Source organism: Bradyrhizobium sp. C9 (genome assembly GCF_002532045.1).
In the GTDB taxonomy this organism is placed as follows: Bacteria; Pseudomonadota; Alphaproteobacteria; order Rhizobiales; family Xanthobacteraceae; genus Bradyrhizobium.
The window spans coordinates 23,717-36,971 of record NZ_NWTG01000006.1 but is presented as its reverse complement, the minus strand read 5'-3'; the positions used below and the strand labels follow the sequence as shown (position 1 = coordinate 36,971).

12 protein-coding genes are annotated in these 13,255 nt (G+C 65.7%); 4 read left to right on the top strand and 8 right to left on the bottom strand.

Going from position 1 to position 13,255, the window contains the following annotated elements; genetic code table 11:
• Positions 1 to 125: 125 nt before the first annotated feature.
• The 5 genes from CO675_RS15115 to CO675_RS15095 all read right to left on the bottom strand — a co-directional run bounded on the left by CO675_RS15115 (position 126) and on the right by CO675_RS15095 (position 4,490).
• On the bottom strand, positions 126 to 326 hold the full coding sequence (locus tag CO675_RS15115; RefSeq protein WP_021079749.1) for a cold-shock protein: 201 nt from the start codon (positions 324 to 326) through the stop codon (positions 126 to 128).
• Between the two features lie 286 nt (positions 327 to 612).
• Positions 613 to 924 carry a SorB family sulfite dehydrogenase c-type cytochrome subunit gene (gene sorB / locus CO675_RS15110; protein WP_097672715.1) on the bottom strand — a complete coding sequence of 104 codons (312 nt, stop codon included), beginning with the start codon at positions 922 to 924 and terminating at the stop codon, positions 613 to 615.
• An 11-nt stretch (positions 925 to 935) separates the two neighbouring features.
• The gene (sorA, locus tag CO675_RS15105) at positions 936 to 2,135 is read right to left on the bottom strand and encodes a SorA family sulfite dehydrogenase catalytic subunit (RefSeq protein ID WP_097672714.1); all 1,200 of its coding nucleotides are present in this window, start codon (positions 2,133 to 2,135) and stop codon (positions 936 to 938) included.
• Positions 2,136 to 2,353: 218 nt separating this feature from the next.
• Entirely contained in the window at positions 2,354 to 2,581 is a 228-nt protein-coding gene (locus tag CO675_RS15100; protein ID WP_097672980.1) for a hypothetical protein, read from the bottom strand.
• Positions 2,582 to 2,744: 163 nt separating this feature from the next.
• A complete protein-coding gene (locus tag CO675_RS15095) occupies positions 2,745 to 4,490 on the bottom strand; it encodes an adenylate/guanylate cyclase domain-containing protein (protein ID WP_502693384.1) in 1,746 nt (581 codons plus the stop codon).
• A 217-nt stretch (positions 4,491 to 4,707) separates the two neighbouring features.
• Between CO675_RS15095 and CO675_RS15090 the strand changes: the two genes are divergently transcribed.
• The gene (locus tag CO675_RS15090; RefSeq protein ID WP_198964625.1) at positions 4,708 to 6,225 is read left to right on the top strand and encodes a glycosyltransferase family 39 protein; all 1,518 of its coding nucleotides are present in this window, start codon (positions 4,708 to 4,710) and stop codon (positions 6,223 to 6,225) included.
• A 115-nt stretch (positions 6,226 to 6,340) separates the two neighbouring features.
• Here CO675_RS15090 and CO675_RS15085 read toward each other — a convergent pair whose 3' ends face one another.
• Positions 6,341 to 7,372 (bottom strand): YcjF family protein, encoded by a 1,032-nt coding sequence (locus CO675_RS15085; RefSeq protein WP_097672712.1) that lies wholly within the window; start codon positions 7,370 to 7,372, stop codon positions 6,341 to 6,343.
• A complete protein-coding gene (locus tag CO675_RS15080) occupies positions 7,369 to 8,832 on the bottom strand; it encodes a YcjX family GTP-binding protein (protein ID WP_097672711.1) in 1,464 nt (487 codons plus the stop codon). The genes CO675_RS15085 and CO675_RS15080 overlap by 4 nt, the downstream gene beginning before the upstream one ends.
• A gap of 191 nt (positions 8,833 to 9,023) precedes the next feature.
• Here CO675_RS15080 and trhA point away from each other — a divergent pair, with 191 nt between their 5' ends.
• Complete coding sequence (gene trhA / locus CO675_RS15070) at positions 9,024 to 9,719, top strand: PAQR family membrane homeostasis protein TrhA (RefSeq protein ID WP_097672709.1); 696 nt, start codon at positions 9,024 to 9,026, stop codon at positions 9,717 to 9,719.
• 144 nt (positions 9,720 to 9,863) lie between these two features.
• Entirely contained in the window at positions 9,864 to 10,658 is a 795-nt protein-coding gene (locus tag CO675_RS15065; protein ID WP_097672978.1) for an SDR family oxidoreductase, read from the top strand.
• A gap of 261 nt (positions 10,659 to 10,919) precedes the next feature.
• On the opposite strand, the gene CO675_RS15060 is transcribed toward CO675_RS15065, so the two are convergent.
• Entirely contained in the window at positions 10,920 to 11,540 is a 621-nt protein-coding gene (locus tag CO675_RS15060; protein WP_097672708.1) for a TetR family transcriptional regulator, read from the bottom strand.
• Positions 11,541 to 11,621: 81 nt separating this feature from the next.
• On the opposite strand from CO675_RS15060, the gene CO675_RS15055 reads away from it, so the two are divergent.
• Complete coding sequence (locus CO675_RS15055; protein ID WP_097672707.1) at positions 11,622 to 13,169, top strand: 4-hydroxyphenylacetate 3-hydroxylase family protein; 1,548 nt, start codon at positions 11,622 to 11,624, stop codon at positions 13,167 to 13,169.
• Positions 13,170 to 13,255: the final 86 nt, after the last annotated feature.

The window sequence follows — 13,255 nt, the reverse complement described above, 5'->3', positions numbered from 1 at the left end:
AAAGTTCAACGCCGTGGCGCGCGGGCGCCGTGCCCGCTCCGCCGAACGTCACGTCGTGTGATGTTGGATCGGCCCTCACTCCCGGATCGTGTCCGAGAGTGCGCCGCTGGATCTCGCGCGGAGCGCTAGACCTTGAGGTTCTCGGCTGACGTCTTGCCGCGATTGGCGATCTCTTCGTATTCAACAGACTGGCCTTCGTTGAGGCTCTGAAGACCGGCCTTCTGAACTGCTGAAATATGAACGAAAATGTCCTTGCCGCCTGTAGCGGGCTGGATGAATCCATAACCCTTGGTCGGGTTGAACCACTTCACTGTACCTTTGGGCATTCCAGTCGTCTCCGCGGAATCAATCGAAAACAGACCAGTCGGTCCCCGCACAAACCGGCTTGTCCGTATCGCACAGGATAGCAGTTTGAAAAAAGCTGGGTAGATCAAACCACGGTGTGTTTTTGCCCGGAAACAACCCGCTTTGCAGGGTTTTGCTGCCGGATTGCCTGTTTCGTGGTCAATTGATGCACTGCAAAAAAGATCGGTTCCAGTGAACCGAATTGGATCAATGGCCCCCCGCGCGCGGGCATTCTGCCGGTGCGCGGGGAGATCGATCGGCGGCGTCTCAATAGGTCGCGGAGAGATATTCGACGATCTTGCCGACGTCGGCCTGATCGATCGGCGCGCCGTAGACCTTGATCATCTTGGTCACCTCGGCCTGCCAGAAGTCCTTCTTGAACTTCTCGCCCTGCGGCTGGGTCTTGATGTAGTCGGCCGAGTGGCAGGCGGTGCAATTGTTCTGCACCACATCGAGGTTGGGACCCGGCTTGAAGGCCGCGGTCTCCTCGGGGAGCGTGTAGTTGACGGGCGCGGCGACGGCACCGCCGATCGACAGCACGGCGATCGCGGCGAGGGAGGCAAGCAGCTTGCTGGTCATGATGCTTCTCCTCAGGCCGCGGTGACGCGCACGGTTTCGACGACGTTGCGCAGATAGCCGGCGGGATTCCACAACGGATCCATCGGTTGGGTGTCGCCGGCATTGTTGGTGGCGCGCACCTTCAGCTCCGAGGCGCCGGCCGGCAGCGCGACCTTCAGCTTCCATTCGCGGAAGGCGTATTTGCCGAGATCCCTGCCGAGCTTGGCTGGCGTCCAGCTCTTGCCGCCGTTGGTCGAGACCACGACCTCCTTGATGCCCTTGCCGCCGTCGAAGGCGATGCCGCGCAGCGTGGTGCGGCCGGCCTTCAGCTTGGCGCCGTCGGCAACGCTGGTGATGAACGAGCGCACCGTGAAGCGGTTGATCGGGATCGTCGCCTTTGGTGCGGTGCCGGGCTCGACTGCGTTGTTCGGCGTATCCGGAATCCGGTAGGCGGACTTCATCCAGAAGCCCTCGAAGACGCTGTCGATCACGGTGATCTCGTTGAGGTGCTTCACCCAATAGGTGCCGTAATAGCCGGGCACCACGAGGCGGAGCGGGAAGCCGTTGAGGAACGGCAGGTCCTCGCCGTTCATGCCCCAGGCCAGCATCACCTCGCCATCGCGCGCATGGTCGATGTCGAGCGCCTTCACGAAGTCGGGCGTCGTCTCCATCACAGGGCCATCCAAGCCATTGAAGGTGACCTGCTTGGCGCCGGCCTGCACGCCGGCCATGTCGAGCACGGTCTTCAGCGGCACGCCGTGCCAGCGTGCACAGCCCATCGCGCCGTTGCCGAGCTGGCCGCCGGCGACGCGCGGGTTGAAGAAGCCGCGGCTGTTACCGGAGCACTGGTTGACGGCGACGAGCTCGGTGGCTTTGAGCTTCCGGATCTCCTTCAGCGACAGCTTCAGCGGCTTGTCGACCTTGCCCTTGATCTCCAGCGTGAACTTGTCCGGATCGAGATCGTAGGGGACACCGGCGAGGTGATAGCGGACGAAGAACGCGTTGTTCGGCGTGAGGGGGCCGTCGTTGAAGACCGCAAATGGAGTTTCCAGCTGCGGCGGCCGGGCGGTCAGGCCGATCATCGGGCGCTTCTGCGGGTAGCGCACCAGCGGCCGTTCGCCGTTGCCGAAGGGCATCGTCACGGTGTCGAGGGCCAATGCGCCCCGTGATCCCAGCCCCGTCACCAAAGCGGCCAACCCGGCGCGCTTCATCAAGTCTCGTCGATCGAGCATTCCGCTTCCTCCGAAGCTGTTCTGTCGTGAACTGGTCATCACCAGGCTCACTCTGCATTGCGCGCGTTCGCATCATGGAATGCGCGCGGCGACAAATGTCGCATCGGGCAACTGCAAGTCAATTGAGCTTTCGCATCGTCCACCGCCGCTGCGTCGCAACAACGAAAGCCCCGGTCGCATGCGGCGACCGGGGCATTTCCATCAAGACGAAGGTTCGATCAGTAGCAGACGTTCACGGTGCGATAGCGATAGCCGTAGGGCGTCATCACCAGGCGGGTGACGTAGCAGCCGGAGTCGACGAAGCCGACGGAGATGCCGGGGCCGCCCCAGAAGTGATGGTGGTACGGATGCCAGAAGAACGGCTTGGCCGAAGCCGAGGTCGGCGCCAGCGCGGCGGCAGCAAGCGTTGCGGCAGTCGCGAGAGCGAACGTGACTTTGCGAAGCATGGTCGTCTCCTTCAGATGCGCGTTGAACTGTGTCGCGGCGCGGTTGCTGGTGTTACCCATCGCCAGTCAGTCGCATCCGGCACCGGACACGTTCGAGCATCTCTGCTGAACGGAGCTTCGGATGTGCGGCAGGTCACATTCGGTGAAGGAGGAGATGAACCGGTCAGGCGGCGACGGCACGCCGGTCGTCGACCAGCGCGGACAGCACGCGCGTCGCCTCGACGGTGCGCACGGTCATCGGCTCGTTGCGGCCGCGGATCGCGACCTCCTGCGCGGGCAGGGCATCGTCGGCGAGCCCCGCGGTGGCACGCACCTCGTCGGAGATGACAGCTTCGCAGGCCAGCGCTTTCGTCATGTCCTGCAGCCGCGCGGCGACGTTGACGGCGTCGCCGAGCGCGGTGAACACCATGTGGTCGCGATAGCCGATGTCGCCGACGATCACCTCGCCGCCATGGATGCCGATGCCGAAGCGGATCGGCTCGCGCAGATCGTGGCTGAGAAACTGGTTCAGCTCGTCGATATTGGCTGCGATCAGCGCTGCGGCGCGCAGCGCCTGGCGGCAGGCCACCTGCCGGTCGGTGCTGAGCCCGAACAGCGCCAGCATACCGTCGCCGATGAACTGGTTGGGCCGGCCGCCGGCTTCCAGCACCGCCTGCGACACCGCACCGAGAAAGCGGTTGACGATGAACACGGTGTCGAACGGCAGTCGCTTCTCGGCAAGCTGTGTCGAGCCACGCATGTCGACGAACATGCTGACGAGGTAGCGCTCCTGGCCAACCCGCGTCGGATTGCCGGCGTGCGCATTGGCCGACATCGTGTGCGGCAGGAACAGCTGGAAGAACGTCAGGTCGCCGGTCGGCCGCAGCTGGCAGGCCAGCCGGATCGACGGATCGTCGGTGCCGACCCGGTGCAGCACGAACGCCTCGCGCGGCGAGGGCTCGGGCAGTTGGGCGTGATCGCCGATGATCCGGATGCGGCAGGTCGAGCAGCGCGCACGGCCGCCGCAGACGCTGGCATGCGGAACGTTGTAGCGCAGGCTCGCTTCCAGCACGGTCAATCCCTTCGGCACCCGCAGCGTGCGGCCGTTGCCGTAAGACAGCGCGATCATGCCGCCGCGGCGTTCCAGCAGGGCACGCGCGCCGCGCGCGAGCAGCACGAGGCCGAGCAGGCCGAGATAGCCGATCGTCAGGTCATCGGTGATCCTCTCGAGCGTGGTGCCTTGGGCCGCCGTCCCGAGCTTCTGCACCGAGAGCTCCTCGCGCCGCCAGTCGGGATCCTGATAGTCGGCGATGGTGGCGCGGCCGGCCTGGTAGATGCCGAGTATCGCCAGCGTCGGGATCAGCACGGCCGTCGCGAGCAGGAACGGTGCGGCGCGCGTAAAGAATGCCCGCAGCCGCAGCCAGAAATACAGGCCGATGCAGCCATGAACCCAGGCGATCACCAGCACCGCCAGCATTGTCCAGAGCCGGTTCGGCGATGCGATGAAGAAGGTGTACAGCTCCTGCGGGTAGAGCTTTTCGTGCCCGTACAGGGTCTGGCCGAGCCGCACGCCGACGACGTGCGCGACGATCAGCATCGGAATGCTGAGGCCGAGCGTCAGCTGCAGCGGCTCGATCGCCTTCCAGTGGAACTCGCGGCGCTGATACAGCGCCCAGATGCCGAGGCCGGTATGCACCAGGCACGCAGAATAGAACACGATCGCGACCGGCAGGAACTGCCAGAACTCGGTGTGGTAATGCACTCCGATCGCCATCGCCTCGGTCGAGATATTGCCAAGCGCGTGGTTGAGGAAATGGCTGATCAGGTAGGCGAACATGATCGCCCCCGTGACCAGGCGAACCTGCCGCTGGCCGATGCCGCGGGCCATGTCCTGCAAATGTTCGCGCGAGGGGGAGGCCATGTGATTCATATCGGCAATTCTAGTGCTTAATTCCCGCGCTGAACACCACCGCAGGTCCGGACAAGCCGCGGTAGCGGGCACTGCAGCACGTTGACACTCCGTTAAGAGTCGAACAAAAAGCGCCGTGACGACAGCCCCAGCCCAATCCGGAGCCGATAACATCAGCGTCAAGCCGGCCCGTTCGCGCGCGCCGGATTGGCGTGGCGTCATCGCAGTGATCGTCGCCATGACCGCGATGCGGCTGGTCTATGCCCATGCGCTCGAACTGCGCACCGACGAGGCTTATTACTGGACCTGGTCGAAGGAAAACGTGCTGTCGTTCCTCGACCATCCGCCGATGGTCGCCTGGTTCATCCGTTTTGGCACAGCTGTTCTCGGCGACACCAATCTCGGCGTCCGCCTCGGCGGCATCGTGGCGATGCTGGCGACCCAGCTGCTGCTCGCGGACATCGTCCGCCGCGTGACATCGAACAACCTCCGCGCCGTGATGCTCGCGCTGCTGCTGCCGGAGGCAGCGCTGTATTACGGATTGTTAATGGCCAAGGTCGCGCCTGACACCGCGCTGATCCCGTTTTCGGTGGCGATGCTGTGGTCGCTGGTGCGGCTCGCGCAGAGCAATGACGGGCGCTGGTGGCTCGCCGCGGGGCTGTTTGCCGGGCTGTCGTTGCTGTCGAAATTCACCGCGATCATGTTCGCGCCGGCGGTGCTCGCCTTCGCGCTGGTGCCGGACTGGCGCTGGCGCTGGCTGCGCAGCCCGTATCCCTACCTTGCCGCGCTGATCGCGATTGCCGTGTTCTCGCCGGTGCTGATCTGGAACGCCGAGCATGACTGGGCCTCGTTCCGCTTCCAGGCGGTGCGCGCCACCGTCGAACGCGATCTCACGTTCCGCACGCTCGGCGAGTTCATCGGCATGCAGTTCGGCCTGGTCGGCTTCGTGCTGCTGCCGGTGACGCTGTTCGGCACAGTGCTGACGGCATGGCGCGGCTATGTCAGGCGCGAGCCGGTCGCGATCCTGCTCGCAACATCGGTGCTGGTGCCGTTTGTCTATTTCCTCTGGAAGTCGCTGACCTTGCGGGTCGGCGACACCTGGCCGATGTTCCTGTGGCCGGCCGGCTTTGCGGCGGTTGCCATCAATGTCACGAAGATGCCGTTCGAGGGCTGGTCGCTCGGGCTTATCAAATCGACCGTGTCCTGGGCGCGGACTGCGATCACGTCGGGCATCGTCTTTGTCGTCTGCGTCTTCCTCTATTACATGTTCGTGCCGTGGAATCTGATCGGCCGCACCGATCCGATCGGCACTGAATCGGGCTACGACGTGGTGGCTGCGCATACCCTGGTGCAAGTGCAGGCGACCGGCGCGACCTGGGTCGCGACCACGGATTACCGCACCTATGCGATGCTGCGCTGGATGCTGCGCGGGCGGGTGCCGGTCATCGAGATCAACGAGCGCGGCCGCTTCCAGGGCTTTGCCGATCCCGGCATGAGCAAGATCCGCGATCACGTCGGCATCTATGTCGGGCGCGAGCCCGAGAACAATCTGCCGCTATGGAGCGAGACATCAGCGGTGCGCCAGCCGCTGGAGCGCGTGACGCGAAGCTGGCGCGGCATGGTGATGGATACCTACTCGCTGGAGAAGATCAGCGGCTGGACCCCTGATCTGTCGCCGCCGCCGGACACCACATTCTTCCGCTGGCGTGTGCTGGCCTGCTCCTTCTCCCCGCTCGCGGGGAGAAGGTCGGGATGAGGGGGAGTCTCCGCTGGGACGGTGAGAGACGGACGCGCGGAGGCTCCCCCTCACCCTGATCGCATCTGGCGATGCGATCAGGCCTCTCCCCGCAAGCGGGGCGAGGCGAAGACCGTCATTCCTCCTCCTCGCGCTTGCGGATCAGGTCTTTCGCCAGATCGGTCAGCGCCGGGCGCGGCAAAGCGTTGAAGGGGAGCGGGCGGGTGACGTCGATTGCGGCGAGGCCGAGGCGGGCCGTCAGCAGGCCGTTGAGCATGCCTTCGCCGAGCCGTTGCGAGAGTTTTGCCGCGATGCCGTGGCCGAGCATCTGCTGGATCAGGCTGTCGCTCGCCGCCATGCCGCCGGTGATCGCCAGATGCGCGATCACATGGCGCAGCAGGCGGATCATGCCGAGCGCGCCGGGCCGCCCGCCATAGAGCCGCGCCAGCTGACGGATCATCCGCAAGCTCGCCACGAACACGAACAGCACGTCGATCATGGCGCGCGGGCTGACCGCGGTGACGACCGAGACGCGCTGCGCGGCCGTCGACACCAGCCGCCGCGCCTCCTCGTCGAGCGGCGTCATCAGTTCGCGCTCGGCGAGGCGGATCATGTCGGCGCCGTCGATGATGTCGTCGGTGTGGCTCTGCAGCGCGCTGCGGGCGCGGGCAAGCTGCGGGGTCTGGTGCGCGAGCTTGAGCAGGTCGACGACGATCGCCCGGCTCGCGGCGCGGTCGTCGCTGATCAGCACTTCGGCGGCGCGCAGATGCAGCTTCTCGATGGTCGCCAGCCGCGCCAGGCCGACCAGCTCGCGCGTGGTCACAACGGCCAGCGCCACCGTGGCGATGACGGCGAGCCCCAGTCCGAGGACACCGAGACCTTCATTGCGCGCGAACAGATCCTCGACCAGGTTGAGGACGCCAAGCCCGGTGCCGAGCACCACGAGGCCCGCGACCGCGCTCCAGAACAGCGTGCCCCAGCGGAAGCCGCGGCGTATCGGCAGCAGCGGCGTATCTGTTGGCACCGGCAGCTGCGCGGGCTCGGCCTCGGGCACGATCTGGATCGTGCCGCGGCTGAGGCGGCCGCTGTCGTCCGGATCCATCACGACCACGCCGGGATCATCGAGCTTGAACGTCGCCGGCCGCCGCGGGGGCGTCTTCTCGTTCATTGCAGTTTGTCTCCGATCAGGAACTGGAGGGCGCGGTCAAGGCGGATGTGAGGCAGCGCCGGCTCCGCATCGCCGTTTCGTTCCAGTTTCGGCGGCCGGAAGCGCAGGAAGCGATAATCGGCGGCCTCGGCGCCGGCGCTCGAGAGGCCGCGGAATCCGCCGTTGAACAGCTCCTCCGGATTGTCGGGCAGGTCGCCCGGAAAGGTCGCGACCTCGGTCTCGCCGTCCAATGTCCCGCCGTTGGCGACCTCGCCCGCCGCCGGCGTGCCGAGGATCGAGGGCAGCCGGTCGCGGCCGCGTGCGACCTGCGCCTCGCGCGTGGCGCGCACCGCGGCAAGTGCCACGACGTCGATGGCGGCGCCGGCATATTCGGCGCGCTCGGCGGCTTTGGCCACGATCCGCCGCAGCACGGCTTCCAGCCGGTCGTGGCTCTGATGATGCAGATGGTCGGCCTTGGTCGCCGCGAACAGGATGCGGTCGATGCGCGGCCGGAACAGCGAACTCAGGATCGTGCCGCGGCCGATCCGGAAGCAATCGAGGATGCCTGCCAGCGCCGCTTCGAGATCGTGCAGCGCCTCGGGGCCGGCGTTGAATGCGGCGAGCGCGTCGGCCAGCACGATCTGGCGATCGAGCCGCGCGAAGTGATCGCGGAAGAACGGCCGCACCACGACGTCCTTGTAGGCCTCGTAACGCCGCCGCATCATCGCCCACAGCGAGCCGTCGGGCGCGCTGCCGTCCACCGGCACGTCGAGCGGTGCAAAGGTCAGCGCTGGCGTATCGGCGAGATTGCCCGGCATCAGGAAGCGGCCGGGCGGCAACAGGCTCATCGCGAAGCGCTCGTCGCGGCAGGCGCGCAGATAATCGGTGAACAGTCTTGCTTCGGCGCGCGCGGCCTGCTCGTCCTCTTTGGCCTCGGGCTTCAGCGTTGCGAGATGGGTGTGCCAGGGCGCCGCGAGCTTTGCGCGCAGCGGCTCGCGCGACAGCGCAAGGCTCTCCGCCGACCATTGCTCGTAGCTCTTGTTCAGTAGCGGCAGGTCGAGCAGCCACTCGCCGGGATAATCGACGATGTCGAGCGTCAGCTTGCGGTCCGCGCCATTTTGCCGCTGATACTCGATCACGAGCCGGAGCTCGGAGATGTCGGTGGTCGAGCTCGGCCAGGTCCGCTCCTCGATCAGGGTTCGGACATGATTCTCGTAGGCAAAGCGCGGCACCGCATCGTCGGGCTGCGGGGCGAGATAGGCGCGCGCGATCCGCCCCGAGCTATAGGCCTCGAACACCGGGAAGCGGCCGCCACGGGTCAGGCCGTGCACCAGCGCGGTGATGAACACGGTCTTGCCGGCGCGCGACAGGCCGGTGACGCCGAGCCGCACCGTCGGCTTGAAAAGGCCCTCGCTATAGTCGCGCAGCGCCCGCGCCGAGAGACGCGCTTCCTCGACGATATCAGAGAAGCGAGGGGGCATGGAGGGTTAACGAAAAGATCCGGCAGGAGGAGCCAAAGAGGCGGGCGATCACCCGCAAGGTGGCGATTATCGGGCCAAAATCAAGTTTCACATTTCCGGCGTCTTTGCAGGCGAGGGGAATACCCAAGGGGATTGAACGCGCCACGCCACCCGCGTTACCCATAGTCCATCGGCCCACAGGAAAGCCCTGCATGACGGTCTTTCGCCTGAAGCAACTTGCCTCGAACTCGATCCACGCGGCCGGCGCCGCGCTGTGGAACTACGACCGCGCCGAACTGATCGCGGATGGCGTCGTTCATCTCGTCGGCGTCGCTTTCGGGCTGGTTGCCGCCACCGCGCTGATCGTGCTGACTGCGGTCTATGCCGGCCCGTTCGATATTGCCGTGGTCTCGGTCTATGTCGCGGGCCTGCTCGCGATGCTGACGCTGTCGGCGACCTACAATCTTTGGCCGGTGTCGCGCGCCAAATGGGTGCTGCGGCGCTTCGATCACTCCGCGATCTATCTGTTGATCGCCGCGACCTACACGCCGTTCATCGTGGAACTGAGGGACAGTTATTTTGCGATCGCGCTGCTGATCGGCGTGTGGTGCGTTGCGATCGTCGGAATCTGGCTGAAGCTGCGCTATCCCGGCCGCTTCGACCGCCTCGCGGTCGGGCTTTATCTTGCGATGGGCTGGAGCGGCATCATGCTCTACGATGCCGTGGTCAAGGCGCTGCCGGCCAAGGCGCTCGGCTTCGTGCTGGCGGGCGGTATCCTCTACAGCTTCGGGGTGATCTTCCACTCCTGGCGGCGGCTGCGCTTCCAGAACGCGATCTGGCACTGCTTCGTGCTGCTCGGGGCCGCCTGTCACTATACGGCGGTGTTCGACGTCGTGCTGGCGAGTTGAGCGGCCCCGCCGGCGTCACGCGCCGGGCCGGCTCTCGAAAACATCATGCATCGGCAAAAGATGCGCTATCATGGTCGCTCTTCGCTCGAGCATGAGACCGGCTTTCGGATCATGCGCTGAAATCAAGATATCGGGAGGATGGCCATGCAGGTGGCAGGTAAAGTCGTGGTGGTCACCGGCGGTGGCAATGGCATCGGCAAGGCGCTGTGCGAGGCGTTCCACGCCGCGGGCGCGTCCAAGGTCGTGGTGGTCGACCTCGACCATGCGGCGGCCGAGAAGGTCGCGGCCTCGGTCGGCGGCGCCGCGTTCAAATGCGATGTCGGGCAGGAGAAGAACATCCTGCACGTGATCGACGAGACCGAACGCATGTTCGGCCCGATCGCGCTGTTCTGCTCCAACGCCGGCATCGGCAGCGGCTTCGACCCGCTGTCGAAAAATGCCGGCGGCACCTCGGACGAGCCGTGGTCGCGGAGCTGGGCGATCCATGTGATGGCGCATGTCTATGCCGCCCGGCATCTTGTGCCGCGCATGAAGGGGCGCGGCGGCGGCTATTTCCTCAACACGATCTCGGCCGCGGGCCTGCTGTCGCAGGTCGGCAGCCCGGCCTATTCGACCACCAAGCACGCCGCGGTCGGCTTTGCCGAAAACCTCGCGATCTCGCACCGCGCCGACAACATCAAGGTCTCGATCCTCTGCCCGCAGGGCGTCGACACCAACATGCTGCGCTCGATCCCGAAGGGCCCGCAATCCGGCGACGGCGATCTCACCGCGGAGCAGGTCGCACAGGATGCGCTCAAGGGCATCGAGCAGGAGACCTTCCTGATCCTGCCGCACCCGCAGGTGCTCGGTTACATGCGCAAGAAGACCGAGAACTATGACCGCTGGATCGGCGGCATGGCCAAGATCCAGGCCAAGATGCGGGAAGCGCAGGGGAAGTGACTTGTGGGAAAGACTGACCGCGCAAGTCGTTGCGATGTGAGGTGAGCACACTAGTCAGGCTCCCTCTCCCCTTGTGGGAGAGGGTGGGGTGAGGGGTGGCCCCGGGCGAGATCGTTGATCGCAGTCTCGCTATCGCAATTTCGGCCGCGCGTCGTTCGAGTAGATTGAGAGAGCACGCCGCGTGGCCACCCCTCTCCCTAACCCTCCCCCACAAGGGGGGAGGGAACCCTTTCGCCGGTGCCATCCTCACGTGAGGTAGCCTTACTCCCTCGCGAGCTGCGCGATCCTGTCGCGCAGATAGGCGTCCATCAGATCGGGCGCAGAGGCGCCGAACATCCTGATGCGGCCGGTGTGCAGCAATAGCAGCAGGCCGGTCGCGTGCGCGAAGCAGTCGACCATCACGGTGTTCGCCTTTGGCCTGGATGCGCCGAGCGCCTCGGCAGCTTCAGCGATCGGATGCAGCGCGGCTTCCAGCGCGGCGTTCAGCTCGTGGTCGCGGTCGTGGCCGAGCCCGGCCGGCTTCATGCCGCCGCGGAACAGATAGAAGCCGAGATCGAGGTCGCGCGGGTGATCCGCGTAATAGCGGAAGAAGCCCATGCCGGCGGCGTGCAGCCTCTGCTTGGCGCCGCGCGTCGTCGCGACCGCCGCGCTGACCGCTTCGCCGAGCGAAGCCAGCGATTGCCGCAGCACCTCGGCATAGATCGCTTCCTTTGAATCGAAGTGGAAATACAGCGCCGCCGGGGTGTAGCCGGCCCGCGTCGCGATCGCTCGCAGGCTCGCGCCCTCGAGCCCTTCTTCGGCGAACACGCTGCGCGCGGCATCGAGGATCAGCTCCCGCTTGTGGCGGCTGACCGCTTCCTTCCTGCTCTCGCGCATCTGCATCGGCGAATCCGTTCTTGACTCAATTCTAACAGCGTTAGATAATTTAACGATGTTGGAATAAATGATCAAGGGAGAAGCGCCATGCTGATGACGGCCGCGGACTACCGGGAATCCCTGCGCCGCTACAAGCCGCGGGTGTTCGTCAACGGCGAGGCGGTGGCGTGTGTCGCGGACGAGCCGTTGCTGGCGCCGGGCGTCGCCGGTGTCGGCGTCACCTATGATTTCGCGCATCGCACCGAGCACGCGCCGATCATGACGGCGCGGCAGGGCACTTCGGGCAAGACCGTCAACCGCATGCTCCACATCAATGAGAGCGCGCAGGACCTGCTCTACAAGCTCGAGGCGGTGCGGCTGGTGTGCCGAACGTCCGGCTGCGCGCAGCGCTATCTCACCCATGATGCGCTCAACGGCCTCTATCAGGCGACCAGGCTGACCGACGATCGCCACGGCACCGACTACAGCCAGCGCTTCCTCAACTATCTGCACGAGGTGCAGGACCAGGATCTGACGCTCGGCGTCGCCATGACTGACGCGAAGGGCGATCGCTCCAAGCGACCGGGCCTGCAGGCCAATCCGGACGTCTATGTTCATATCAAGGAGCGCCGCCCCGACGGCATCGTGATCCGCGGCACCAAGGCGATCGTCACCGGCGCGCCCTATATGCACGAATTCCTCGTCATGCCGTGCCGCACCCATGTGCCCGATGACAGGGATTTTGCGGTCTGTTGCGCCGTGCCGGTCGATGCGCCTGGCGTCACCATCATCGCGCGCCCCGCGGGCCGGCCCGGCGATGCCAGCGCGAAATTCTCGGCGAAGTATGGCCAATCGGTCGGCGTCGTGATGTTCGACGACGTGTTCGTGCCGCATGACCGCGTCTTCCTCGCCGGCGAGACCGAGGAGGGCGGTTTCCTCACCACGTCCTACGCCACGCATCACCGTCATTCCTGCATCGGCGCGCGTGCCGGCTTCGGTGATCTCCTGATCGGCGCCGGCGCGCTGATGATCGAGGCCAACGGGCTCGACGCCGAGAAGCACGCGCATATCCGCGAGGCGATGGTCGAGCTGATCACCATCACCGAGAGCTTCTATGCCTGCGGCGTCGCCTCCTCGGTCTATTGCACGAAGGACCCGGCCGGCTCGGTGATGCCGGACGCGGTGTTCTCCAATATCGGCAAGCTGCTGCTGGCGACCAAGATCTACGACATGCATCGCGTCGCGCATTACGTCTCCGGCGGCCTGATCGTCGCGCTGCCGGGTCCCGACGAGGACCACAATCCGGAGACGCGCGCCTCGCTCGCCGCCGTGATGGGCGGACGGCCCGATATTCCGGCCGAGCAGCGCGCCGAGGTGGCGCGGCTGATCGAGGACCTCACGGTCTCGCACGAAGCCGGCTGGTACTCGGTGATTTCGCTGCACGGCGGCGGCTCGCCGGAGGCGATGAAGCGCGAGATCTGGCGCAACTATCCTGTCATGGAGAAGGCCGAGCTGGTCGAGAATCTGCTCGGCCGCGGCCTTGTCGATGAGGGACAGCGGGTGTCGAAGCAACCCGGCCGCTGCTGCGCAACCGGCTGCGAGGTGCCGGAGCCTGCGGTGCGGGTGCTGGAGCAGCAGCCCGTGCTCACGTCGTAGCCTCGTAGGATGGGTAGAGCGCAGCGAAACCCATCAATTTGCATCCGCGGCGCAGATGATGGGTTTCGCTGCGCTCTACCCATCCT

Bases quoted from the DNA above. Each gene is read 5' to 3' on its own strand.
- CO675_RS15115 (WP_021079749.1), bottom strand. From the start codon at position 326: ATGCCCAAAGGTACAGTGAAGTGGTTCAACCCGACCAAGGGTTATGGA.
- sorB (WP_097672715.1), bottom strand. From the start codon at position 924: ATGACCAGCAAGCTGCTTGCCTCCCTCGCCGCGATCGCCGTGCTGTCG.
- sorA (WP_097672714.1), bottom strand. From the start codon at position 2,135: ATGCTCGATCGACGAGACTTGATGAAGCGCGCCGGGTTGGCCGCTTTG.
- CO675_RS15100 (WP_097672980.1), bottom strand. From the start codon at position 2,581: ATGCTTCGCAAAGTCACGTTCGCTCTCGCGACTGCCGCAACGCTTGCT.
- CO675_RS15095 (WP_502693384.1), bottom strand. From the start codon at position 4,490: ATGAATCACATGGCCTCCCCCTCGCGCGAACATTTGCAGGACATGGCC.
- CO675_RS15090 (WP_198964625.1), top strand. From the start codon at position 4,708: ATGACCGCGATGCGGCTGGTCTATGCCCATGCGCTCGAACTGCGCACC.
- CO675_RS15085 (WP_097672712.1), bottom strand. From the start codon at position 7,372: ATGAACGAGAAGACGCCCCCGCGGCGGCCGGCGACGTTCAAGCTCGAT.
- CO675_RS15080 (WP_097672711.1), bottom strand. From the start codon at position 8,832: ATGCCCCCTCGCTTCTCTGATATCGTCGAGGAAGCGCGTCTCTCGGCG.
- trhA (WP_097672709.1), top strand. From the start codon at position 9,024: ATGACGGTCTTTCGCCTGAAGCAACTTGCCTCGAACTCGATCCACGCG.
- CO675_RS15065 (WP_097672978.1), top strand. From the start codon at position 9,864: ATGCAGGTGGCAGGTAAAGTCGTGGTGGTCACCGGCGGTGGCAATGGC.
- CO675_RS15060 (WP_097672708.1), bottom strand. From the start codon at position 11,540: ATGCAGATGCGCGAGAGCAGGAAGGAAGCGGTCAGCCGCCACAAGCGG.
- CO675_RS15055 (WP_097672707.1), top strand. From the start codon at position 11,622: ATGCTGATGACGGCCGCGGACTACCGGGAATCCCTGCGCCGCTACAAG.